23 protein-coding genes are annotated in these 21320 nt (G+C 41.8%); 14 read left to right on the top strand and 9 right to left on the bottom strand.

The genetic code is table 11. The features are described from left to right. Positions 1 to 75: 75 nt before the first annotated feature. The gene (locus VQ048_RS05395; protein WP_327610675.1) at positions 76 to 3228 is read left to right on the top strand and encodes a UvrD-helicase domain-containing protein; all 3153 of its coding nucleotides are present in this window, start codon (positions 76 to 78) and stop codon (positions 3226 to 3228) included. On the opposite strand, the gene VQ048_RS05390 is transcribed toward VQ048_RS05395, so the two are convergent. The 4 genes from VQ048_RS05390 to VQ048_RS05375 form a co-directional block, all read right to left on the bottom strand. Then, positions 3225 to 3932: a YjjG family noncanonical pyrimidine nucleotidase gene (locus VQ048_RS05390; protein WP_327610674.1), complete on the bottom strand. Its 708-nt coding sequence runs from the start codon at positions 3930 to 3932 to the stop codon at positions 3225 to 3227. The genes VQ048_RS05395 and VQ048_RS05390 overlap by 4 nt on opposite strands. A 19-nt stretch (positions 3933 to 3951) precedes the next feature. Next, complete coding sequence (locus VQ048_RS05385; protein WP_327610673.1) at positions 3952 to 4086, bottom strand: hypothetical protein; 135 nt, start codon at positions 4084 to 4086, stop codon at positions 3952 to 3954. Positions 4087 to 4134: 48 nt separating this feature from the next. Next, positions 4135 to 4725: an RNA polymerase sigma factor gene (locus tag VQ048_RS05380; RefSeq protein WP_327610672.1), complete on the bottom strand. Its 591-nt coding sequence runs from the start codon at positions 4723 to 4725 to the stop codon at positions 4135 to 4137. A gap of 178 nt (positions 4726 to 4903) precedes the next feature. Next, positions 4904 to 5383 (bottom strand): hypothetical protein, encoded by a 480-nt coding sequence (locus tag VQ048_RS05375; RefSeq protein WP_327610671.1) that lies wholly within the window; start codon positions 5381 to 5383, stop codon positions 4904 to 4906. Between the two features lie 299 nt (positions 5384 to 5682). On the opposite strand from VQ048_RS05375, the gene VQ048_RS05370 reads away from it, so the two are divergent. The 8 genes from VQ048_RS05370 (at position 5683) to VQ048_RS05335 (ending at position 10790) form a co-directional block, all read left to right on the top strand. Next, a complete protein-coding gene (locus VQ048_RS05370) occupies positions 5683 to 6177 on the top strand; it encodes a hypothetical protein (RefSeq protein ID WP_327610670.1) in 495 nt (164 codons plus the stop codon). A gap of 217 nt (positions 6178 to 6394) precedes the next feature. Continuing rightward, complete coding sequence (locus VQ048_RS05365; RefSeq protein ID WP_327610669.1) at positions 6395 to 7846, top strand: hypothetical protein; 1452 nt, start codon at positions 6395 to 6397, stop codon at positions 7844 to 7846. Between the two features lie 14 nt (positions 7847 to 7860). Continuing rightward, positions 7861 to 8310, top strand: coding sequence for a hypothetical protein (locus VQ048_RS05360; RefSeq protein ID WP_327610668.1), 450 nt, complete (start codon positions 7861 to 7863; stop codon positions 8308 to 8310). A 49-nt stretch (positions 8311 to 8359) separates the two neighbouring features. After that, positions 8360 to 8809, top strand: coding sequence for a hypothetical protein (locus tag VQ048_RS05355; protein WP_327610667.1), 450 nt, complete (start codon positions 8360 to 8362; stop codon positions 8807 to 8809). A gap of 49 nt (positions 8810 to 8858) precedes the next feature. After that, positions 8859 to 9302: a hypothetical protein gene (locus VQ048_RS05350; protein WP_327610666.1), complete on the top strand. Its 444-nt coding sequence runs from the start codon at positions 8859 to 8861 to the stop codon at positions 9300 to 9302. Between the two features lie 49 nt (positions 9303 to 9351). Further along, positions 9352 to 9798, top strand: a complete 447-nt coding sequence (locus VQ048_RS05345; RefSeq protein WP_327610665.1) for a hypothetical protein — start codon at positions 9352 to 9354, stop codon at positions 9796 to 9798. Further along, positions 9779 to 10294, top strand: coding sequence for a hypothetical protein (locus VQ048_RS05340; protein WP_327610664.1), 516 nt, complete (start codon positions 9779 to 9781; stop codon positions 10292 to 10294). Before VQ048_RS05345 ends, VQ048_RS05340 begins: the two co-directional genes overlap by 20 nt. Then, positions 10275 to 10790: a hypothetical protein gene (locus tag VQ048_RS05335; protein WP_327610663.1), complete on the top strand. Its 516-nt coding sequence runs from the start codon at positions 10275 to 10277 to the stop codon at positions 10788 to 10790. Before VQ048_RS05340 ends, VQ048_RS05335 begins: the two co-directional genes overlap by 20 nt. An 83-nt stretch (positions 10791 to 10873) precedes the next feature. Here the strand turns inward: VQ048_RS05335 and metK are convergent, their stop codons facing one another. The 3 genes from metK to VQ048_RS05320 form a co-directional block, all read right to left on the bottom strand. Then, positions 10874 to 12154, bottom strand: a complete 1281-nt coding sequence (gene metK / locus VQ048_RS05330; RefSeq protein WP_327610662.1) for a methionine adenosyltransferase — start codon at positions 12152 to 12154, stop codon at positions 10874 to 10876. 181 nt (positions 12155 to 12335) lie between these two features. Then, positions 12336 to 13895, bottom strand: coding sequence for a phosphoethanolamine transferase (locus tag VQ048_RS05325; protein WP_327610661.1), 1560 nt, complete (start codon positions 13893 to 13895; stop codon positions 12336 to 12338). An 8-nt stretch (positions 13896 to 13903) separates the two neighbouring features. Further along, complete coding sequence (locus VQ048_RS05320; RefSeq protein ID WP_327610660.1) at positions 13904 to 14845, bottom strand: hydrogen peroxide-inducible genes activator; 942 nt, start codon at positions 14843 to 14845, stop codon at positions 13904 to 13906. Positions 14846 to 14939: 94 nt separating this feature from the next. On the opposite strand from VQ048_RS05320, the gene VQ048_RS05315 reads away from it, so the two are divergent. From VQ048_RS05315 to VQ048_RS05295, 5 genes are all read left to right on the top strand, one after another. Next, positions 14940 to 16430: a catalase gene (locus VQ048_RS05315; protein WP_327610659.1), complete on the top strand. Its 1491-nt coding sequence runs from the start codon at positions 14940 to 14942 to the stop codon at positions 16428 to 16430. A 94-nt stretch (positions 16431 to 16524) separates the two neighbouring features. After that, positions 16525 to 17295: an enoyl-CoA hydratase/isomerase family protein gene (locus VQ048_RS05310; RefSeq protein WP_327610658.1), complete on the top strand. Its 771-nt coding sequence runs from the start codon at positions 16525 to 16527 to the stop codon at positions 17293 to 17295. Between the two features lie 4 nt (positions 17296 to 17299). Beyond that, positions 17300 to 17719, top strand: coding sequence for a deoxycytidylate deaminase (locus VQ048_RS05305; RefSeq protein WP_327610657.1), 420 nt, complete (start codon positions 17300 to 17302; stop codon positions 17717 to 17719). 18 nt (positions 17720 to 17737) lie between these two features. Beyond that, positions 17738 to 18640, top strand: coding sequence for a site-specific tyrosine recombinase XerD (xerD, locus tag VQ048_RS05300; RefSeq protein ID WP_327610707.1), 903 nt, complete (start codon positions 17738 to 17740; stop codon positions 18638 to 18640). A 16-nt stretch (positions 18641 to 18656) separates the two neighbouring features. After that, positions 18657 to 19172, top strand: a complete 516-nt coding sequence (locus VQ048_RS05295; protein WP_327610656.1) for an NUDIX hydrolase — start codon at positions 18657 to 18659, stop codon at positions 19170 to 19172. Here the strand turns inward: VQ048_RS05295 and VQ048_RS05290 are convergent. Next, positions 19157 to 19624 (bottom strand): heme-binding domain-containing protein, encoded by a 468-nt coding sequence (locus VQ048_RS05290; protein ID WP_327610655.1) that lies wholly within the window; start codon positions 19622 to 19624, stop codon positions 19157 to 19159. The genes VQ048_RS05295 and VQ048_RS05290 overlap by 16 nt on opposite strands. 17 nt (positions 19625 to 19641) lie before the next feature. After that, a complete protein-coding gene (locus VQ048_RS05285; protein ID WP_327610654.1) occupies positions 19642 to 21318 on the bottom strand; it encodes an Ig-like domain-containing domain in 1677 nt (558 codons plus the stop codon). Between the last annotated feature and the right edge of the window lie 2 nt (positions 21319 to 21320).

Genomic DNA, 21320 nt, shown 5'->3' with positions numbered 1-21320 from the left:
GCAAAAATAGAGTTTTTTTTTTAAATACACAAAATTTACACTCTTTTCCTCTGATTTTTTATTAATTTGCACCATATGAACGAGTCCAAATCCTACATCGCCATCAATGCATCCGCCGGTTCAGGTAAAACCTACACCTTAGTACAAAGGGTTCTTGCCCTTTGCCTGAAACAAGAAAACCACCACGATGCCATTCGTCACATCCTCGCCCTGACCTTCACCAACAAGGCCGCCAACGAAATGAAAGAGCGCATCCTGAAATGGCTAAAGGCTTTCACAAAGGAAGATTACTTTTCCAACAACGACCTGAAAGCCATACGGGAAAACCTTCACCAAATGGGAATACACGTCACCATGAGCGACCTAAACCGCAGGGCACAAAAAACCTTGGATTATATTCTCCACAACTATTCCACCTTAAACATTGGTACCATCGACAAGTTCAACACCAGACTCGTCCGAAGTTTTTCTTACGAACTGGGACTCCCCCACAAATTCGGATTAGAAATCCAAAGTAAGCCTTATTTGATTGAAGCCGTGGATCAAATGCTGGATCACATCGGCGAAGATCCTCATCTTTCGGAGGCCTTTATGGATTTTGTCAATTACAATCTCGACAATGAAGCCCGGATAAGCCTAAACAGTACGCTTTATCGAAAAGCCCAAACCTTCATCAACGACACCCATTACCACCAACTCAAGGCCAACGAAAGCTTCGACTGGCAAGCCTACGAAAATGCCAAAAACCAACTGAGAGAAGAAATCGCCGCACACAAAGAGCAAATGAAAACGCTAGCCATGGAAGGCACAGCGTTGATTAAAAACAACCATTTGGAAGCCGAGGATTTTGCTTCCGCCAGCGGAGGCTCTTTGGGCAAATGGTTTCCGTCGGTCCTTCAGTTTCTCACGAGCCGTAATGCCAAAATGCCCCTCCCTGCCGACGAAGAAACCGCTTTGGCAAAAATAAACAAAGGCGCCTCTTCCAAATCCAAAAACCGACAACAAGACATCCTCAACCTCCTTCCAAACCTCCTCCAATGGAGAGAAGAAATCCTAAACCACTACATCCAAAGTGAAAAAAAAACCAAAATACTCAACGAACTTCTCCCGCTAAAAATCAATACGGAAATTCAGGAAACGCTCAACACCATCGAGGAAGAAAATGATTTGGTACTGCTCTCCAAATTCAACATCCTGATTCACGAAAACCTAAAGACCGAACCCTCCAATTTTATCTACGAGAAAATCGGAACCCAATACCACCATTTTTTCTTCGACGAATTTCAGGACACATCCACTCTTCAATGGCAAAACATCATCCCGTTGAAAGACCATACCGTCACGAGTCTCGATCATTCGTTCACTTTGGTCGGCGACCCCAAACAGAGCATCTACCGCTTTCGTGGAGGCGATAGCGAACTAATGCTCAACATTCTGGAAGGGCAAGAACCCTCCCCCGTCCCGGTAACCGTAGAAGTCCTCGAAAACAATTGGCGGAGCGCCAAAAACATCGTGGACTTCAACAACGAACTCTATGCCTTTACCGCTCAACAAGGGCTGAGTGAAGCCCATCGGAAACTCTTCTCCGACCACGCTAAACAAAATGCCGTAAAAACATTCCCCGGCAGAGTCAAAGTGCAACTCTCCCCAAACTGCCGCCGCTCGGAAGACTATTACGCCAACATTGCAGAACAAATGCACCGAAGCCTCCAAGAATGCCTTGATAACGGATTTTCTTTCTCCGACATTACGCTGCTTTGCCGTACCGGAGCCGAAATACAAAAACTTTCCCGTCTGCTGAGCAGCCAAAAAGTTTTTTACAAAGGAAAAGAAACCTACCTTAAAACCATCTCGGAAAAAGGGCTCTCCCTCGACCTAAGCCCTACCCTTCGAGCCGTAATCGAATACCTCCGATGGGAGCAAAATCCGGAAAACAAGCAGTATCTGATCAAAATGCTTTACTATCTTAAAGAAACCGGACGCATTAGCGTCGGTGATTTTTCGGAAGAAATCCTCTCTCTGCTGCAGCTCCCTTCCGACCACCAACGCCTGAAAGAAATCGAACGACGCTACAACCTAAACCTCCGTCACCCCAAAGGCGAACGGCTAAACCTCTACAATCATATCGAAAACTGCGTGATGGCATTTTCGGTAGAAGGCAAAGAAACCGATTTCCTGCTTAACTTTTTGGAGAACCTCTACGGCCTTACCCAAAACACCGGCGTAACCGTAAAGGATTTCATCAAATATTGGGATGAAGAAGCCCACTCGCTCGCCATACAAGCCAGCGAAAACGTAGATGCCATCAACCTGATGACCATCCACGCGGCTAAAGGATTAGAGTTCCCCGTGGTTTTCCTTCCCTTCCGCCACAGCCATAAAGATGGCGAATTCAACGAATGGCTGGAAGTCGAAGGCTTAAACCAACTTAAATCCGTCAACATCGAAGGATTCAAAAAAGAATTGGAAAGATACGACGAAGAAATCCTAAGCTTTAACGAAGAAAACGCCTACAAAAACAAAATCGACCGGCTCTGCCTCCAATACGTAGCCACCACACGCGCCGTAGAGCAACTTTTCCTCTATTTGGAACGACCGCCCAAAGCCGGAAGCAAACTGGAAATCTACGATTATATCGAATCCCTAAACCCTGAAGATTTGGACGAATTCGACCTCTATCCCGCCGAAAGCTTCGCCAAACACCACACCGAAAAAACTTCGCGGCAAGAGACCTTGGAAATCCCCTCCATTGCCTTTCCGAACCGAAAAAAAAGCCAAATCCTTATCGCTACCCCTTCCAAAAACTACCAAAACAAAAAAGAAGCCGTCCGCATCGGCATCCTCGCCCACAGCGTTTTGGAAAAGATCCGCACCACCGAAGATCTTCCGAAAGTCCTCAATCAGTACCTGATGGAAGGCCTGATTTCATCCGAAGACCTCGCCCAAATCCAATCCCGTCTAACAAACGTAATGAACGATAAAGAATGGGCTCCGTTATTTGCCCCCGGTTTAAAAATAATCAACGAAAAAGAAATTATGGTTACCGAAAACGGCCAAACCGAAATCTACCGCCCCGACCGACTGATTGAAACCCCCGAAGGCCTTATCCTTCTGGACTTCAAGACCGGTGCCGAACAACAAAAACACGAAAAACAAATCGAGCGCTACAAAGCCGTCATCGAAAAAACCGGACGAACCGTTTGCCAAACCCGCATCATCTACCTCTAACGGTAGAAATCACAAAGCAATGCCGGAATTTCGGATAAGTGACGCACCACCTTAACTCCGGGAGCCTGATTCCCCTCCCGAAACACGTCAAAAAAAACAGCCTTCATCCCGAAGGCAAAGCTCCCTTGCACATCCGCCACCCAGTCATCCCCTATCATCAGACTTTCGCCCTTCTGCGCCCCCGCTTTAGCCAAAGCGTAAGCAAAAATAGCCTCCTGAGGCTTGCGCACCTGAATTTCATCCGCACTGGTAATGGTATCAAAATAGCGCTTAATCCCCGAAAGTTCACATTTACGATGCGTTACCTCCTGAAAACCATTGGACAAAATATGCAAACGATACCCCCGGGAAGAAAGATCATCCAAAAGAGCTAACGCTCCGTCCACCAGCTCGTTATAGTAAAGAATTTCGTCTAAAAATTCGGATTCGAAACGATCCGCCAACGCCCTATCGTCAATCCCGAAAGCTAAAAACGTATCGTAAAAACGATGCGCCCTTAAATAAGCCTTATCGATCTCGCCATCCCTTATCTGAGCCCAAAGCCTTTCGTTAACGGTAAAATACACCCGATGAAAAGCCTCGAAATCCAAAGCGTAACGCATCGCCAATGCTTCCCGCCGAAAAAGTTCTTTTAAAGTCAAGTAAGCGTTTTTGCGGTGGTCCCAAAGCGTATTATCCAAATCAAAAAAAAGATGCCGTATCATAACGGCACAAAGGTAAGTTTTAATTTTTTGAAACCAAGGCCTGCCCAAACCGCCCGTCCAAAACCGTAACCGCTTTGGAAAAGCGAAGTAAAAAATCAATTGTTTTAGGGTGAGGCTTCAAGGTTTTCCGCTTCAAAGTGTCATTTTTTTTCATAGGCAAAATTATTTTCACACCCTTAGAAACGGATAAAATCGACAAATATTATTTAGTCAGAATAATTCGGTGCTCTTCCGCCATTTTCCTCAGGTTGATCAAGGCGTAACGAACCCGTCCCAAAGTCGTATTAATACTACTATCGGTCTGCTCGGCAATTTCCTTAAAACTCAAACCGTCAAAAAAACGCAACCGCAAAACTTCCTGTTGATTTTCGGGAAGGTGTTTCATCATCCGATTAAGATCCGAATAAATCTGAGCCGTTACCATACGATCCTCAACACTCTCCGAAGGCTCGCGAAGCAAATCAAAAATGGAATAATCCTCGTTCTCGAATGTCGTTTCCGATAATTTCGGATTCTTTGAACGGGCACGGTAATAATCAATGATCAAATTATGGGCAATACGCTTGGCCCAAAGCAAAAACTTCCCTTCTTCGTTGTAACGCTTTTCCTTCAACGTTACAATGATCTTCATAAAAGTATCCTGAAAAATATCATTGGACAAATCCTCATCCAACAACTTGTAGTAAATAAAAGCGTAAAGTTCTTTCTGATAGCGGTCGATCAACTCCGCCAAAGCCCCCTCGTTACCATTCTGATAACAAGAAACAAGCAAACTATCGGACCATGTTTTCATAACCTTATCGTTTACGGCAAATCCCCACAAGACGCCCCATGCAAGAAATTAAGCCTCAATAAATAGTAAAGTTATGCTTCGATAGTCAATTCGTTTTTTAGATTTTCCGGCGGTAAAATTAAAAAAAATCGTCAAAATTTAACTTATGTTAACAGAAAAATAGTTTTCCCCGCCAAACTCATTTTTTGAAAACCACCAAAGGCACATTGAGCGTTACCCCAAAATTAAGCCCTTCCAGCCGCTTTTCGTTTAGCCGGGCCGCACCAAAAGGAAGCGCATACCCCACGGAAAAATCCAAAAGCCCAAGCACGTTTAGCCCGGCTTTAGGCGATGCATATTTCGACGTGGCCTCCACCCCCACCAAAAAATAATACGGGTAAGAAACATCCCTCGGCGCACCAAAGTTAAACAAAACCTCCCCCTGAATCTTCGGAAGTACCGCCCCTTTGCCGTTAACCGAGCCCATCAATGCCGCCGCACCCGCCCGCCAAAGCACCTGATCCTTCCGAAGGAAAAGCACCCTTCCCCCCAGCTCACCGAAGCTCTGGTTTTGGTAAACATACCCCGCATGAACCAGAGGATGCACAGCCACCGCCTGCGCCGAGAAAAAACTCCCCCAAAACAACATGATCAACAAACCAACAATACTTTTCTTCATTTCTTCAAATCAATCTGTAACAGACCCCAAAATTAACAATAAAATAACCGGCACAAAAAAAACCGTTGCATTTTCGTCAGCCAAACGGTTTTCCAGGGATTCCGACGGGCGGGGAATCCTCATCGTCGTTTTCCCAAATACAGAGTATTTAACTAAAAAACAAAAATTTGCATAATCGAAATGCAATTTATAGATTTATCATCGAAAGTTAAAAATCATTACCTATTTATCTCATTAGAGGCTAAAATAGTATGTGATTTTTAGTAAAAGTAGTATCAACCTAATAAAAACAAGTAAAAATGGCACAAGAGAACACCATTTCTGTAAACTTCAGTACAGAAGAAATCAAAAAAGTGAAAGACGCTATCCGCACCATTGCCGGTGTTTTGGAAGGTAAAGTAAAGAGCCTTACGCCTACGGAAAGGCAAGGTTTCGGGCGGGTAAAGTACGAAAAGGAGATCTGGATCGACCGTGTGAAACTCCAAATGGACGCCAACCCGACCAAAGTCCCTGCTTATGTGGACAAAACGGAGTTCGACCAAGACTACGCCGCCCACAAACAACTCAACGAACTCATCAACCTCTTAGATCAACAGCTGCAACTGATGAAGGATACTAACCTTCTATTGGGCTACGATTTGGACGGAACGGCCCTGATGTTTTACCGTGCGATAAAGGTGGCCGCTACCAATAACGACCCCGGAGCAGGCACCATCTACACCGACCTTAAGCAACAATACCCCGGCGGAAGGGCAAAAGCCCCCGTTGCCAAGCCCTCCGAACCGACTAACTAACCCTTCTGATTCCCCTTGCTTACGGGTAAGGAGGTTCTATTTTAGGGGGACAGGAGGCGTTATTTAAAACCCCGCCCCCCCTTTGGAAGGGCTAAGCAACCCCTTCGGAAGGGGTAAAAAAGGGGTTGATAAGGGGGCAACAGGTCGTAAACTACGGGATAAAAGTCCGTTCCGAAGGGGACTAACCAATAAAAAACAATAACAAAAAAGATAAAACATGAAACAAAAATTAACCCTTTTGGGTCTGTCCGGTCTGCTGTTATTAGCAGGCTGTAGGGCAGACGACATGATAACCAATGCCAAACGGCAAGAGGATTTGGCAAAGAAATTCAGTGTCTTTACGAAGACAACCGATAATGAAATGATCGACTATCCCAGTGGATTTGCACGGTTGGCATTACGGTACGATAGTTTGCATCACAAAAACCTATCCGGGAGGCGTGCACTGGAGCGTCTTAAGACCCTTTCCAAAAAGAATGAAGTAGCTCCGACAGCGGTAGAAGCCGAAGCTTACATCGATTTTAATATCCGCTCTCAGACCATTGTTGAGAAAAATGGGGATAGGTGGGTCGTTTTCCCCAGAATAAAAGGCGGTAAGGTCGCAGAGTTGGTCGCCGGAGTGCTCTCGGAAGAGGAGACCCAGGTTCATTTCTACAGTCTAAAACCCGATACGGAAATTTATAAAACCAATGCGCATCTCTTCGAGGGAAAATACAGGAATAGATACGCCTCTAAGGTCAACCAGACTAATCTCTTTGAGCTGTTACCCCTGACGGTTTGCAGTAGAAAGCAAAATCAGATGGGTGAATGCATAATAGATGAAGTCATTATAGCCCCTCCCTTTCCTGATACAGGTGGCGGCGGCGGTGGTGGCGGTTGGTTTTTAGGTAGCGATGAGGGCAATGCGGGTGGAAGTGCTGGTGGTGGATGTACTAAGTACGCAATGTGTATGTCTGATAATAATAGCGGAGGTGGTGGCGGTGGCAGCGACAATAGCCAACCGCCTCCACCACAAAATCCGCCCACAGACCCTTGCGAAAAAGCCAAAACTGGTGTTAATAATGCCAACGAAATAGCAAAAAACACTAAATTTACCTCTGCTAAGAACGGGATAATGGCAGCATTTAATAATAACGGTAAAGAAAACGGGGTAGCCTTTGGTAAAGATTCTCCTAATGGAGCATTAAACGCTACAGAAGTACAGAATTACCAACAGAACAGCGGTACGGTAATCAGCCCTTACGCTTACCCCGTGGCAGACATGCATAACCACCCTAATGGTAACCCACCATCTGTAGGAGATGTTTATAGTATGATGCAACATCATCTGGAACATGGGAGTTTTAGCACCCGCTATGTAATAACTTCGGACGGCAGTATGTACGCACTAATAGTAACGGATACCGAAGCTATAAGAAAGTTTCTACAAGATTATCCGCCTTCCCAAATACCTGGGCACAACCCAAATTTTCCAGAAGCATTATCTAATGAATGGAATAACATAAGGTTTGATTTCTCTGAGTCAGGAGCATTAGCTCATATTCTAACCAAATATAATGCGGGAGTATCTTTGAGTAAGGCGGATAGCAATGGTAGATTTAGAAATATCAATGTTAATGAAAGACATGACCCACAAGGTCCAACTTATACTTATACACTATGTCCTTAAAAAAATTATTTATTATGAAACATTTATTGAAAACCACTTTGTTATTACTCTTATTAAGTTTTAATTTTTCTTGCTCTCAGCAATTACAAATGAAAACATTATCTGATGCTAAAAAAATTGAAATTAATAAAGCGAAATTCATAGGAAAGCCTTTGAGTTATTTATTGGCTACTATTAAAGTTCCTATTAAGTCAATACAAGCCGTTCCTAATAAAAATAAAAGTGAAATTAATACATTAACCTTTAGGTATATTACTTATGACGAATATCGTAGAGTATGGATTAAAAATAGTATTGAAGAAGGTCCCACTCAATTAGTTGTTAAATTTAATCAAAATTGGGAGACATTAGGCAACTTATGTAGACCTAAAGAAAATCCCCAATGTGCAGAGTGGTTGCCTGAAGATGAGAAAAATTTGGGAGATTTAATCGTTTATGATATAATTGTTCTCGGAAAAAACTAAAATAACAAAAGCCCAGCTTTATAAAGCTGGGCTTTTAGCAAAAACCATTATGAAACATTTATTAAAAACCATAGTTCTATTATGCTTATGTTTATTAAACTACGCATGTGCACAACAATTAAAAATTAAAGAACCTTCTGAAACAAGAAAATTAGAGATCAATAAGAAAGATTTTATAGGAAAACCTTTGAGCCAATTATTAGCAACTATCAAAGTTCCTATTAAGTCAATACAAGCCTATCCTAATAAAAATAAAAATGAAATCAACAGGCTTACTTTAAGATATATTACTTATAATGAGTACAATAAAATATGGAGCAAAAACAGTATTGAAGAAGGACCTACTCAATTAGTTATTATCTTTAATCAAAATTGGGATTTTATAGGACAGAGATGCTATCCTAATAAAAATCCCCAATGTGCAGAATGGCTACCTGAAGATGAGAAAAATTTGGGAAATTTAATCATTTATGATATAGCTGTTCTCGGAAAAAACTAAAATAACAATAGCCCAGCTTTATAAAGCTGGGCTTTTAGCAAAAACTATTATGAAACATTTATTGAAAACCACTTTGTTATTGCTCTTATTAAGTTTTAATTTTTCTTGCTCTCAGCAATTACAAATGAAAACATTATCTGATGCAAAAAAAATAGAGCTAAACAAAAAAGAATTTGTAGGAAAAAAACTCAATTATCTTCTCAAAAATGTAAATATAGAAATTCAATCCGTTATTCCTATGCCTAATAAAAAAGTTAATGAAGTTAATCGACTAAGTTTTCTTTTTGTTCCTATTGACACCTATAAAAAAGCGTATGGAACTCCTTTATCAAAACCGACAAGATTAGTAGTTATATTCAATCAAAATTGGGATTTTATAGGACAGAGATGCTATCCTAATAAAAATCCCCAATGTGCAGAATGGCTACCTGAAGATGAGAAAAATTTGGGAGATTTAATCGTTTATGATATAATTGTTCTCGGAAAAAACTAAAATAACAATAGTCCAGCTTTGTAAAGTTGGGCTTTTAGCAAAAACTATTATGAAACATTTATTAAAAACCACAGTCCTATTATGCTTATGTTTATTAAACTATGCATGTGCACAACAATTAAAAATTAAAGAACCTTCTGAAACAAGAAAATTAGAAATCAATAAGAAAGATTTTATAGGAAAACCTTTGAGCCAATTATTAGCAACTATTAAAGTTCCTATTAAATCTGTACAAGCTACACCTAACAAAAATAAAAATGAGGTTAACAGACTGAGATTTAGGTATATTACTTATGATGAGTATCGTAAAACATGGGGTAAGGAAATTGAGGATAGACCCACTCAGTTGGTAGTAGTATTTAACCAAAATTGGGAGCTAAATGGAGAAAGGTGTTTTGTAAAAGAAAATCCCCAGTGTGCAGAATGGCTGCCTGAAGATGAGAAAAATTTGGGAGATTTAATCATTTATGATATTTATGTTCTGGGAAGAAACTAAAATAACAATAGCCCAGCTTTATAAAGTTGGGCTTTTAGCAAAAACTATTATGAAACATTTATTAAAAACCACTTTGTTATTACTCTTATTAAGTTTTAATTTTTCTTGCTCTCAGCAATTACAAATGAAAACATTATCTGATGCTAAAAAAATTGAAATTAATAAAGCGAAATTCATAGGAAAACCTTTGAGCCAATTATTAGCAACTATTAAAGTGCCTATTAAATCTGTACAAGCTACACCTAACAAAAATAAAAATGAAGTTAACAGACTGACATTTAGGTATATTACTTATGATGAGTATCGTAAAACATGGGGTAAGGAAATTCAGGATAGACCTACTCAGTTGGTAGTAGTATTTAACCAAAATTGGGACACATTAGGCAATTTATGTAGACCTAAAGAAAACCCCCAATGTGCGGAATGGCTGCCAGAGGATGAGAAAAATTTGGGAGATTTAATCATTTATGATATTTATGTTTTGGGAAAAAATTAAAATAACAATAGTCCAGCTTTATAAAGCTGGGCTTTTAGCAAAAACTATTATGAAACATTTATTAAAAACCATAGTTCTATTATGCTTATGTTTATTAAACTACGCATGTGCACAACAATTAAAAATTAAAGAACCTTCTGAAACAAGAAAATTAGAAATCAATAAGAAAGATTTTATAGGAAAACCTTTGAGCCAATTATTAGCAACTATCAAAGTTCCTATTAGATCTGTACAAGCTACACCTAACAAAAATAAAAATGAGGTTAACAGACTGAGATTTAGGTATATTACTTATGATGAGTATCGTAAAACATGGGGTAAGGAAATTCAGGATAGACCTACTCAGTTGGTAGTAGTATTTAACCAAAATTGGGACACATTAGGCAATTTATGTAGACCTAAAGAAAACCCCCAATGTGCGGAATGGCTGCCAGAGGATGAGAAAAATTTGGGAAATTTAATCATTTATGATATAGCTGTTCTCGGAAAAAACTAAAAAAATAAAGCCCAGTCTTGTAAGACTGGGCTTTATTTTTTTAGTAAATATTGTCATTCATGACACACGAACCCAAAACGGAATTAAAGGTCAAAAACCTTCTTAATATCCTCTACTCTGTCTAATTTCTCCCAAGTAAAGAACTCCAGGTCTTTTATCGTTTTTTCATTCGAACGTCCTTTGTTAAAGGTTTTATCCGCCACGTAGGACTCGCGCCCCATATGCCCGTATGCCGCCGTTTCCTGATAAATGGGATGACGTAATTTCAAATTCTTTTCGATAGCGTAAGGCCTCAAATCAAAAATGGATAGTACTTTTTCGGCAATTTCTCCATCCGTAAGCCCCACTTTCGACGTCCCGTAAGTATTAATGTAAAGTCCGCAAGGCTCCGCCACTCCAATCGCATAAGACACCTGAACCAAAACCTCATCGGCCACCCCTGCCGCCACCAAGTTTTTAGCAATATGACGGGTAGCATAAGCCGCACTACGATCCACTTTAGAGGGGTCTTTACCCGAAAAAGCACCGCCTCCATGAGCGCCTTTCCCTCCATACGTATCTACAATAATCTTGCGCCCAGTAAGTCCCGTATCCCCATGAGGCCCACCAATAACAAATTTGCCGGTCGGGTTAATATGGTACTTAATCTGATCGTTAAAAAGATTCTGTATTTCCAATTTCTGCTTGGCTTTAACCCTCGGAATAAGAATATCGATTACATCTTTTCTTATCTTCGCAAGCATCGCCTCATCACTTCCGAATTCGTCGTGCTGAGTCGAGACTACGATAGAATCAATCCGAATGGGGCGATGATCGTCCGAATACTCTATCGTCACCTGGGATTTAGAATCCGGACGCAAGTACTTCACCGCATCGTTTTCCCGCCTAAGCGCCGCCAACTCCCTCAATATACTATGTGCCAAGTCCAAGGCCAACGGCATATAATTATCGGTCTCGTTGGTCGCATAACCAAACATCATGCCTTGATCCCCTGCTCCCTGAGCCTGAGCCTTAGCTTCAAAATCATCCTCGTCCACAATGCGATCCACCCCTTGGTTAATATCCGGTGATTGATCGTGTATCGCCGAGATAACCCCGCACGAATCCCCGTCAAACATGTATTCGCCTTTGGTGTAACCTATCGTCTTAATCACTTCCCGGGCAATCGACTGAACGTCCAAATAGGTTTCGGATTTAACTTCACCGGCCAAAACCACCTGCCCCGTTGTCACAAGCGTTTCACATGCGACCTTGGAATGAGGATCGTAAGCCAAAAAATGATCAATAAGCGCATCAGAAATTTGATCGGCAACTTTATCCGGATGTCCTTCCGAAACGGATTCGGATGTAAATAAATAAGGCATTTATCGTTTCTTTTATTTAAGATTAAAATTAAGAAAAATCCGTACCGTCGGCAGACTGCTAAAAGAAACTAAAATAGAAAAATCTGTTTTAGCATTTTTTAAAGAGGTTGCAATCAGTACAAATTTCTCCTCCTGAACTTTGTGCCTGCAAATTTATAAAAGATTTTATTTACAGCAAAAACTATTTAAGTTCATCATACTTTATTGCTTTCATATCTAACTTAAGATATTTTCCCTGATTATCAACGCCCTTAGGGTTACTTACTCCCATAAGCTCCAAAACGGTTTTGTAGACCATGCTTGTTGATACAACTTTATTTACCTCAACACCTCTATTTTTAGTTTTATATAGCGGTGAGTACCAAATAAAGAATGGCACCTGAACGGCTTCCCTATAATCTCCATGGATGTACTTATCGTCTTTTTTGATTTGGCCGTGGTCTGAAACATAAACTAATACGGCGTTGGTTTTCTCAATCTGCTTCATCACTTCCCCCATTACCTTATCGGTATATCTTATGGAATTGTCGTAACAATTATCCAATTGCCCTTGGTATTTCCAATACTCCTCTTTCTCTGGATATTTATCACAAGAATAAGGATGACTGCCATTGATGTGCATTACAATAACCTTCCTCCTTTTTGAGTTTTTATTTAGAGCCAATATACTCGACAGCTCCGGCAGCAAACTTTCATCAAACCCGCTAATCCATTTTTTATTTTTAGAGAAAGAAGCTATTGCCGTTATCCCAGCCGCCCCACCTTGCGTGCTCAGCCAATAGGTATCATACCCTTGGTGATTAGCTGCATTCACAATATTATCACTAATAGACAATATATTTTCTTTATAGTTATCTATATCAATATTACTTAGAATGATAGGCACTGCTAAATTCGTGATAGCCGCCGGAGAATAGGCATTATTATAAACTTCCATGTTATGCTTCTCAGAAACTGCTATAGGGGTAGTATTCCTTCCATAGCCGTACAACGACATATTTTGCTTCCTTGCAGACTCTCCAATTAAAATCACAATATTCTGAGGCAATCCTTCTTCACTATCCAACGGAGACAAATTATATTGTACTTTATTCTCCGTTATGAGCTTTAGCTCTTCTCTTAGATTATATGCTTTTTGTAAATCACTAGCATGGTAGAAGACATTTTTAATCATGCTTCCCCCGCCTTTATTACTAATATACTTATGTTTTGCATGAAAAAGCAGTGGCAACAATACCCAAACAAACGAATATAAATATATTGGTGCTCTTTTAAAGTTATATATTTTCTTTGATAGCTCTCTAATAAAAATAAATACTAAAACCACAAACAATACAGCCGCTATAATAGGTAGTATTAAAGTTTTAGACATACTAAGGCTTTCCGAGAGGTTAGTATCTAGTACGCTCATTATCATTCCTACATTAAACCCCTGTTCATATATAAACAGGCATGATGCGGAAATCATAAAATTAACACCCAACAAAAACAATAGTAAAAAAACTATCGATTTGAAAAAATAATTCCCTCTATATAAAATACTACAAAAAGTAATTATCGAAAAAAACATCACACCATACTCCACAACATTTCTTACCACATCCAATGCATTAACACTCTTAGAAGAACCGTCTAACAAATAAGGATACGACGAAAAAAAACCGACTATGTAGATTACAAAAGATAACAGTCCAAATAGATAGATTTTTTTACTATTAAATGTATTATAAAAGAAATCCATATTCTTTTTTAATCTGGTCTAATGTTAACATAATCTTTTGGAGCTTGTGTGTAGTTTAGTTTCGGCTGAACTGAATCTCTAATCATTTTAACCAACTCATCAATAATCTTCTGTTTATAGGTTGGCTTATAATACACCATGCTGATTTCCCGACAAGGAAACGGCTTTCTAAAGCGGAAAACCTTTTGTTTCTGCTCCTCAGAGAATTGATTTTTCGCTAACTCCGGAATGATAGAAACCCCTCCCACCTGGTCCACCATCTGAACCAAGGTATTAATATTAGAGGCTAGAAATTCCAAATTTTTAGGTTTAAGGGAATTTTCTTTCAAATGGCAAATATTCTCAAACTGAGTCCGCAAACAATTGCCTTCTTCCAACAGCCAAACCTTCTCCACATCGATATCTCCGGGAGCCACGAAACGGTCCTCTTTGTTTTGGCTGGAATAAATCATCAACTCTTCGTTGAAAAGAAAATCTTTATAAAACTCATTAGCCGCGTCATACGGTGTGGAAATAATCCCTGCATCCAACTCGCCCGATTTCAGCCCCCTGATGATGTTTTCCGTCGTCATTTCCTTAACTTTCATCTCAATTTTGGCGTTTTTCTCCAAAAAATCGAAAATCTCCACAGGAAGAATGAACGTCGATACCGTAGGTATAATCCCTAAATTGAGTTTCCCTCCCAATACGTTATTGAGAAGATCCGCTTTATTCCTTAATTCATTCACCGCATCGATAACCTTACGGGCTTGTTCGATAATCTGATGGCCTACATCCGTCGTCCGTATCGGATGGGTTGTCCGATCGAAAATCTTAACATCCAGCTCGTCTTCAAACTTCTGTATCATAGCACTCAGCGTCGGTTGCGTAATAAAGCAAGCCTGAGCCGCCTTGCCAAAGTGTTTATACTTGTCTACCGCTATAAGATACTCTAATTGCTGAATGTTCATGTAATTACTTATTATCTATCACAAAGATAGGACTTTTTGGATTATAAAGAAATTTTGCCCTAAATTTGAATACTGCAATAAAAACACGGTTCCGATGGATTCAAAAAAAATCACCAGCTCGTCAGGAGCACCCTACTATGAACATCAAGACTCCCAAAGCGTAGGCGCCAGGGGGCCGATTTTGCTTCAAGATTTCATGTTACAAGAAAATCTTGCCCACTTCGTAAGAGAGCGCATCCCCGAAAGAGTCGTTCATGCGAAAGGGACGGGAGCCTACGGAACATTTACCGTAACCAACGATATTACCTCCTACACCAGAGCAAAGCTTTTTTCCAAAGTCGGTAATACTTGCCACCTCTTCGCGCGTTTTTCCACCGTTGGCGGAGAGAAAGGAAGCGCCGATACCGAAAGAGACCCCAGAGGTTTTGCCGTGAAATTTTATACCGAGGATGGCAATTGGGATTTGGTCGGCAACAATACCCCGGTATTCTTCATCAAGGACGCCAAAAAGTTTCCCGACTTCATTCATACTCAAAAAAGACATCCGAAAACCAACCTGAAAAGCCCTACCATGATGTGGGACTATTGGTCGCTAAACCCCGAAAGTCTTCATCAGGTTCTTATACTGATGTCCGACAGAGGTACTCCGTTCGGCTACCGCCATATGCACGGTTTTGGTTCTCACACCTTTTCTATGATTAATCATCAGAACGAAAGAGTATGGGTTAAATTTCATTTTAAAACCAAGCAGGGCATCAAAAACTTCACTAGCGAAGAGGCCAATGCCATGAAAGGCGAAAACCCCGATTTTGCCCAAGAAGATCTCATCCGAGCCATCGAAAGCGGCAATTTCCCCAAATGGACCCTCTACATTCAGGTGATGACCGAAGAACAGTCGAAAGATTTCCGATGGAACCCCTTCGATGTTACCAAAGTATGGTTCCATGATGAATTTCCTCTGATTGAAGTGGGCGAAATGGAACTCAACGAAATCCCGACCAATTACTTTGCCCATGTGGAACAGGCCGCCTTTTCTCCGAGCAACCTCATTGACGGAATTTCATTTTCCCCTGACAAAATGCTTCAGGGAAGACTTTTTTCCTATCCCGATGCTCAGCGCTACCGACTCGGCGTTAACGCTCATCAATTAGAAGTCAACCGTTGCCCTTTCGGCGTTCATAATTACCAAAGGGATGGCCTGATGGCTGACGCCAAAAGCTATGGCGACGCCCCCAACTATTTCCCCAACAGTTTCGAGGACAGTAAAACACCGCCCTCCTACAAAAGCTACGATTACGAACTAGACAGCAACCAAGTCGCCCACTTCAACCGAAACGAAAACGACGACGACCATTACACCCAACCCGGTTTGCTCTATTCCAAAGCCATGAACGAAGACGAAAGAAAGAGTCTCGTTCGCAACATCGTAGAGCACATGAAAAAAATTGAAGGCCCCAAACAAAACGAAATCATCAGCCGACAACTATGCCATTTTTTCCGTGCAAACATCGAATTAGGCATGAAGATTGCCGTGGGATTAAACATCCGTATCGATTCGGATATGCTGAATCACACCCGCTTGTAAAACGCTAATTTTCATAAAATTTTAAACCAAAGTTTTAAAATTAAAATATATTTTACTACTTTGTCATTGCATAAAAAAAATTATCTCTCCGCTTATGAGCCATTTCGAAACGATTTCCCTATATCAAGATGCTTTTGTAACCACCATTACCATCAACCGTCCCGAAAGCCTAAATGCGCTGAATGCCCAAACCATAAGGGAATTAAGCCTTGCTTTGGATCAGGCCGGTAAGGATCGGCAATGCCGGGCAATTATTCTTACCGGGGGAGGCGAAAAGGCCTTCGTGGCAGGAGCTGACATTAAAGAGTTTGCCAACTACAATGCCTCGCAAGCCGAGAACATGGCTCGGGTTGGACAAGAGCTACTGTTTGATAAAATCGAGAACCTAAACAAACCCGTCATTGCAGCGATAAACGGATTTGCATTAGGCGGAGGATTGGAATTGGCGCTAAGTTGTCATTTTCGATACGCTTCCAGTCAAGCCAAACTGGGGCTTCCCGAGGTTACCCTTGGGCTCATTCCGGGATATGGTGGAACCCAAAGACTTCCCAAGCTCGTCGGTAAAGGCTTGGCCAACGAAATAATTTTTTCCGCCAAAATGATTTCCGCCTCACGAGCCAAAGAAATCGGACTCGTCAACGAAGTCTATCCGCCCGAAGAATTACTCGAAAAAACCAAAGAAACTGCCTTTCAAATTGCCAAAAATTCACCTATGGCTATTGAAGAAGCCATCAAAGCCGTAAACCTAAGCGACACCCCCAACGGGTTTTCCTACGAACAAAAAGCCTTCGGTGAACTTTTTGAAAAAGAAGATAAAACCGAAGGCGTTAGAGCCTTTCTCGAAAAAAGAAAACCCAACTTCTAAAGTTATGCACAACAAATTTGACATTGCGTACCTCAAAATGGCTTTGGAATGGGCCAAACTTTCCTACTGCAAAAGAAAGCAGGTTGGCGCCCTCATCGTAAAAGACCGCACCATCATTTCCGACGGTTACAACGGAACCCCCAGCGGATTTCCCAATCAGTGCGAGGACAAAAACGGGCAAACGCATTGGTACGTCCTCCACGCCGAAGCCAATGCCATACTGAAACTCGCCAGTTCCACCCAATCCGCTAAAGACGCCACCTTGTACATTACCTTATCGCCTTGCAAAGAATGCAGCAAACTGATTCTGCAAGCCGGCATTTCCCGTCTGGTATACATTGACGAATACTCGGATGACGATGGCATTTCCTTTCTGAAAGAACACCATATCGAAGTGGTAAGAATTCCGAAAGAAGACTTATAAACACAAAACAAACAAATGATGAATTGGGACGAAAAAATTAAAGACTTTGAAAACTTTTTAAAATTTGAACGCCATTTTTCCGACAACACACTCGACGCTTACCTCAGGGATATCCGAAAACTAAAAGAATACGCCGAAAATCACCTTCTTGTCGGCCCCGAAGAAATCTCTTACAATCATCTTCAAGAATTTTTGTTTCAATTATCGAAAGAAAAATTCAGCGAACGCTCCCAAGCCCGATGGGTCTCATCCGTCAAAGCTTTTTTCCGCTATTTGGTGGAAGATGAAGTACGCACGGACAACCCGGCTTCACTACTGGAAGGCCCCAAACTGGGACTCTACCTTCCCGATACCCTAAGCTCCGAAGACGTTAACCGCATCATCAAAGCCATCGACCGCTCCAACCCTTTGGGACAAAGAAACTATTGCATCATCGAAGTGCTTTATGGCTGCGGACTGCGGGTATCCGAACTTATTGATTTAAAAATTTCCAACATCAATTTCAAAGAAAATTACCTAAAAGTAGAAGGAAAAGGCGACAAAGTAAGATTCGTCCCTATGGCCGATTTTACCGCAACGCTCATTAAAGACTATATCGACAACGTAAGAGCCCACTACAAAATAAACAAAAAATGCGAAGATTTTCTCTTTCTAAACAGCAGAGGCTCAACCATGTCCCGCGTCATTGTATTCATCATCATTAAAGAATTGGCCGACAAAGCCGGAATCAGCAAAAAAATATCCCCTCACACCTTCCGTCATTCCTTTGCCACCCATCTCCTGCAAAACGGTGCCGACCTGAGATACATCCAAGAAATGTTAGGCCATTCCAGCATCACGACCACGGAGATCTATACCCATCTGAAAACGGAAGAACTTCGGGACGTCATCCTAAACTACCATCCAAGAAATAAAAATTAACTAACTTTCCAAACCGATGAAAGCCCTGACATACTGCCCCAAATGCGGCCAAAACACCCTATTGTGGGATGGCGAAAAGAAATGGTCCTGCCGCCATTGCGATTACGTGTTGTTTCATAACTGTGCTGCAGCCGTAGCGGTGGTCATCCGCTGTGGCGACGAAATCATGCTCACCAGACGCAACCAAAATCCGGGGCTCGGAAAACTCGATCTCGCAGGCGGTTTTGTCGACCCGAAAGAAAGCGCCGAAGAAGCCTGCATCCGTGAACTGAACGAAGAGCTAAAAATGGCTCTAAATCCAAAGCATCTCCGTCTGCTCATGACCTTGCCCAATGTTTACCATTACAAAGGCATCGATTACAACACTTTGGATATTTTTTTCGAATATTCCGTGGAAAATAAAACCTCGCTTTTAGACTTGGACTACAGCGAGGTTTCCGAAGTTGTTTGGCTTCACAAAAACGACCTGAATATGGACGACATCGCGTTCGATTCCCAAAAAAGATTTTTCGGACACTACCTCAACTCGTAGCTTCCCGAATCTAAAATCGACTGAAAATAATCCTCCAGCATTTTTTGCTCCTGAGGAGAAAGCCTCGCTTCCGGGTGCTTTGCCACATACCCCGGAACAGGCATCGAACGGCGATTGATACTAGCCACCGCCTTCTCCAACATGCCTTTTTTAAGCTCTTTATTATAATCGCCCCAAACGGAAAAATTAAGATGCCGACGCCCCCGATCCACATTATGGTTTATCGACCACGATACCGGAGCCACAAAAGCATAAAAAGGATAAACCGTCTCGTAAGAATGGCAATCGTAGCAAGCCCGGCGAAGCACCTGGCGAACCGGCGAGGGCGAATCAAAACGAACCACAAAACTTTTAGAAGCCTCCAAAGGAGGCGTCGTACGATCCACCGGGACAAACTGAATCAAAGCACCCACGATTATCACCCAGTAAAGCCCATTAAAAAACTTCTTCATCGTCTGTTGCAATTGAGTTATAGCGGTGTCACCTCCGACTCCACTTTCAAAGGAGCCGAGGTACTGCCCGTTTTTAAATCCCACACTTCCTTATTCTCCCAAAGCGGACGAATCTCCACAATTTTAGGAAATACGTAAACGCCTTCGGCTTCCACCTTGTTTTCAAAATCCGTCGGATCCCAATGCCCGTTTCTGTTATCATCCACCAAAAGGCGAAGCTGGTAGCGGCCGGGCTTCAACTCCGTAAAACGAACCAATGCCTCTTCGGAAAGCTTCGAAAACTGTACCTTGTCCCCCTTTTCACTGAGTAACTGCACCCAAAAAGGAGCTTCGGGCTTATGTTGCAAATCCAGCGTTAGGATTCCGTAGTTTTCGGCTTTGTCAATTTCAAAATTAAACTGATACGATTTTCCCACTCCGGTATAATAAGATTTCACCGTTTCCTTGGGAATGGTCAGGCTGTATTTTTTTCCGATTTCGAAGGCGGAACGAATTTTAATTTTAAAAGGATTGCGCTCAAGCGTCTCAACCGTAAACGGACGACTTGTCAAGCTGTCTTCCACAAGTTTCCATTTGGCAGATTCCAAATGGGCAATAGGATAATTGGCCTCAATTTCAAGAGCACTATTCGGAGGCAGCAGATTTCCGCTCGCATTAGACAAAGTCATCTCCTTAACCGCTCCCGCCCGATAAAACAAAGACGCTTCCCCCGATTTTCCATCGGCAGTATATGCAAACTTCAAATTCTCACTTCCCGAGACCCCGAGGTCTTGAGCCTGTGCATCAAACCAAAGACGAACGGTATCCGACTTAGGATGGTGGATAAGGTTATACGTTTTCAATTTCTCACTCAGAGGCTTAACCTCCACACGGCTGGGATTTCCTTCAAAAAGAAGCATCGCCCCGCCATCCATGTCTTTCATCTCCTTATAACGCAAGGGCTTTCGAACAGGAAATATCCTCAAATCCAACCCCGAAAGACTCTTCTGCAGCTCCAAAGGCTCCTTCAAAAAAGCCACCGCCTCTTTACCCACGTCATAAACCGAATTCTGATTCTCATCATTAAAAGCCAAAAGACGATAGCGCCCCGCCGAAAGATAATTCAATTCAAAATAACCATCGGGATCCACCTTGGCAATGTAATAAGGTTTCTTCGCATAATCCACCGTATCTTTTTCCTGATAAAGCCCAACCACGTAATTAGCCTTGTCGGCAGTTTCCTTTTTTTCGTTTTCGGATCGTCTTAGCATCCCGTCAAACACCTCCCCACTGACATAAAGATCATCCAAACGATCCCCCGTAGAAAAAGCAAAGTTATAATACGGCAGAATATTCCCTTCATTCAAATCCGCAATAGCATTCCCAAAGTTGAAATTATACGTCGTATTCGCCAATAAATCCCCCTCCCATTCAACCAAAACGTAACGGTTCCCCATCGAGGTTGGCAAAATCCGTTTTAATTTCAACGGAGGCGAAATAATAAGGTTCTTAGAAGCGTCTTTTAGCGTAATATACTCATCGAAATTCAAACGCAACTGTTTCAAATCCGTAGGCACCCCCACACGCGACGTATCGATATTAGAACTAACAAAACGAGGCGCCAAAGTATCCTTGGCTCCGCCCACAGGAGAGCCCACTCGTGCGCAAGCCCCCAGCATCAACCCCATCCATACTAATAGAAAAAAATTCTTCATCA

Source organism: Bergeyella anatis, assembly GCF_036016955.1.
Classification (GTDB): Bacteria; Bacteroidota; Bacteroidia; order Flavobacteriales; family Weeksellaceae; genus JAYWXI01.
Note: the sequence above shows the minus strand (reverse complement) of the source record. Positions and strands in the feature narration are given on the sequence as shown.

Coding starts and splice junctions, on each gene's coding strand:
- VQ048_RS05395 (WP_327610675.1), top strand. CDS start 76: ATGAACGAGTCCAAATCCTACATCGCCATCAATGCATCCGCCGGTTCA.
- VQ048_RS05390 (WP_327610674.1), bottom strand. CDS start 3,932: ATGATACGGCATCTTTTTTTTGATTTGGATAATACGCTTTGGGACCAC.
- VQ048_RS05385 (WP_327610673.1), bottom strand. CDS start 4,086: ATGAAAAAAAATGACACTTTGAAGCGGAAAACCTTGAAGCCTCACCCT.
- VQ048_RS05380 (WP_327610672.1), bottom strand. CDS start 4,725: ATGAAAACATGGTCCGATAGTTTGCTTGTTTCTTGTTATCAGAATGGT.
- VQ048_RS05375 (WP_327610671.1), bottom strand. CDS start 5,383: ATGAAGAAAAGTATTGTTGGTTTGTTGATCATGTTGTTTTGGGGGAGT.
- VQ048_RS05370 (WP_327610670.1), top strand. CDS start 5,683: ATGGCACAAGAGAACACCATTTCTGTAAACTTCAGTACAGAAGAAATC.
- VQ048_RS05365 (WP_327610669.1), top strand. CDS start 6,395: ATGAAACAAAAATTAACCCTTTTGGGTCTGTCCGGTCTGCTGTTATTA.
- VQ048_RS05360 (WP_327610668.1), top strand. CDS start 7,861: ATGAAACATTTATTGAAAACCACTTTGTTATTACTCTTATTAAGTTTT.
- VQ048_RS05355 (WP_327610667.1), top strand. CDS start 8,360: ATGAAACATTTATTAAAAACCATAGTTCTATTATGCTTATGTTTATTA.
- VQ048_RS05350 (WP_327610666.1), top strand. CDS start 8,859: ATGAAACATTTATTGAAAACCACTTTGTTATTGCTCTTATTAAGTTTT.
- VQ048_RS05345 (WP_327610665.1), top strand. CDS start 9,352: ATGAAACATTTATTAAAAACCACAGTCCTATTATGCTTATGTTTATTA.
- VQ048_RS05340 (WP_327610664.1), top strand. CDS start 9,779: ATGTTCTGGGAAGAAACTAAAATAACAATAGCCCAGCTTTATAAAGTT.
- VQ048_RS05335 (WP_327610663.1), top strand. CDS start 10,275: ATGTTTTGGGAAAAAATTAAAATAACAATAGTCCAGCTTTATAAAGCT.
- metK (WP_327610662.1), bottom strand. CDS start 12,154: ATGCCTTATTTATTTACATCCGAATCCGTTTCGGAAGGACATCCGGAT.
- VQ048_RS05325 (WP_327610661.1), bottom strand. CDS start 13,895: ATGGATTTCTTTTATAATACATTTAATAGTAAAAAAATCTATCTATTT.
- VQ048_RS05320 (WP_327610660.1), bottom strand. CDS start 14,845: ATGAACATTCAGCAATTAGAGTATCTTATAGCGGTAGACAAGTATAAA.
- VQ048_RS05315 (WP_327610659.1), top strand. CDS start 14,940: ATGGATTCAAAAAAAATCACCAGCTCGTCAGGAGCACCCTACTATGAA.
- VQ048_RS05310 (WP_327610658.1), top strand. CDS start 16,525: ATGAGCCATTTCGAAACGATTTCCCTATATCAAGATGCTTTTGTAACC.
- VQ048_RS05305 (WP_327610657.1), top strand. CDS start 17,300: ATGCACAACAAATTTGACATTGCGTACCTCAAAATGGCTTTGGAATGG.
- xerD (WP_327610707.1), top strand. CDS start 17,738: ATGAATTGGGACGAAAAAATTAAAGACTTTGAAAACTTTTTAAAATTT.
- VQ048_RS05295 (WP_327610656.1), top strand. CDS start 18,657: ATGAAAGCCCTGACATACTGCCCCAAATGCGGCCAAAACACCCTATTG.
- VQ048_RS05290 (WP_327610655.1), bottom strand. CDS start 19,624: ATGAAGAAGTTTTTTAATGGGCTTTACTGGGTGATAATCGTGGGTGCT.
- VQ048_RS05285 (WP_327610654.1), bottom strand. CDS start 21,318: ATGAAGAATTTTTTTCTATTAGTATGGATGGGGTTGATGCTGGGGGCT.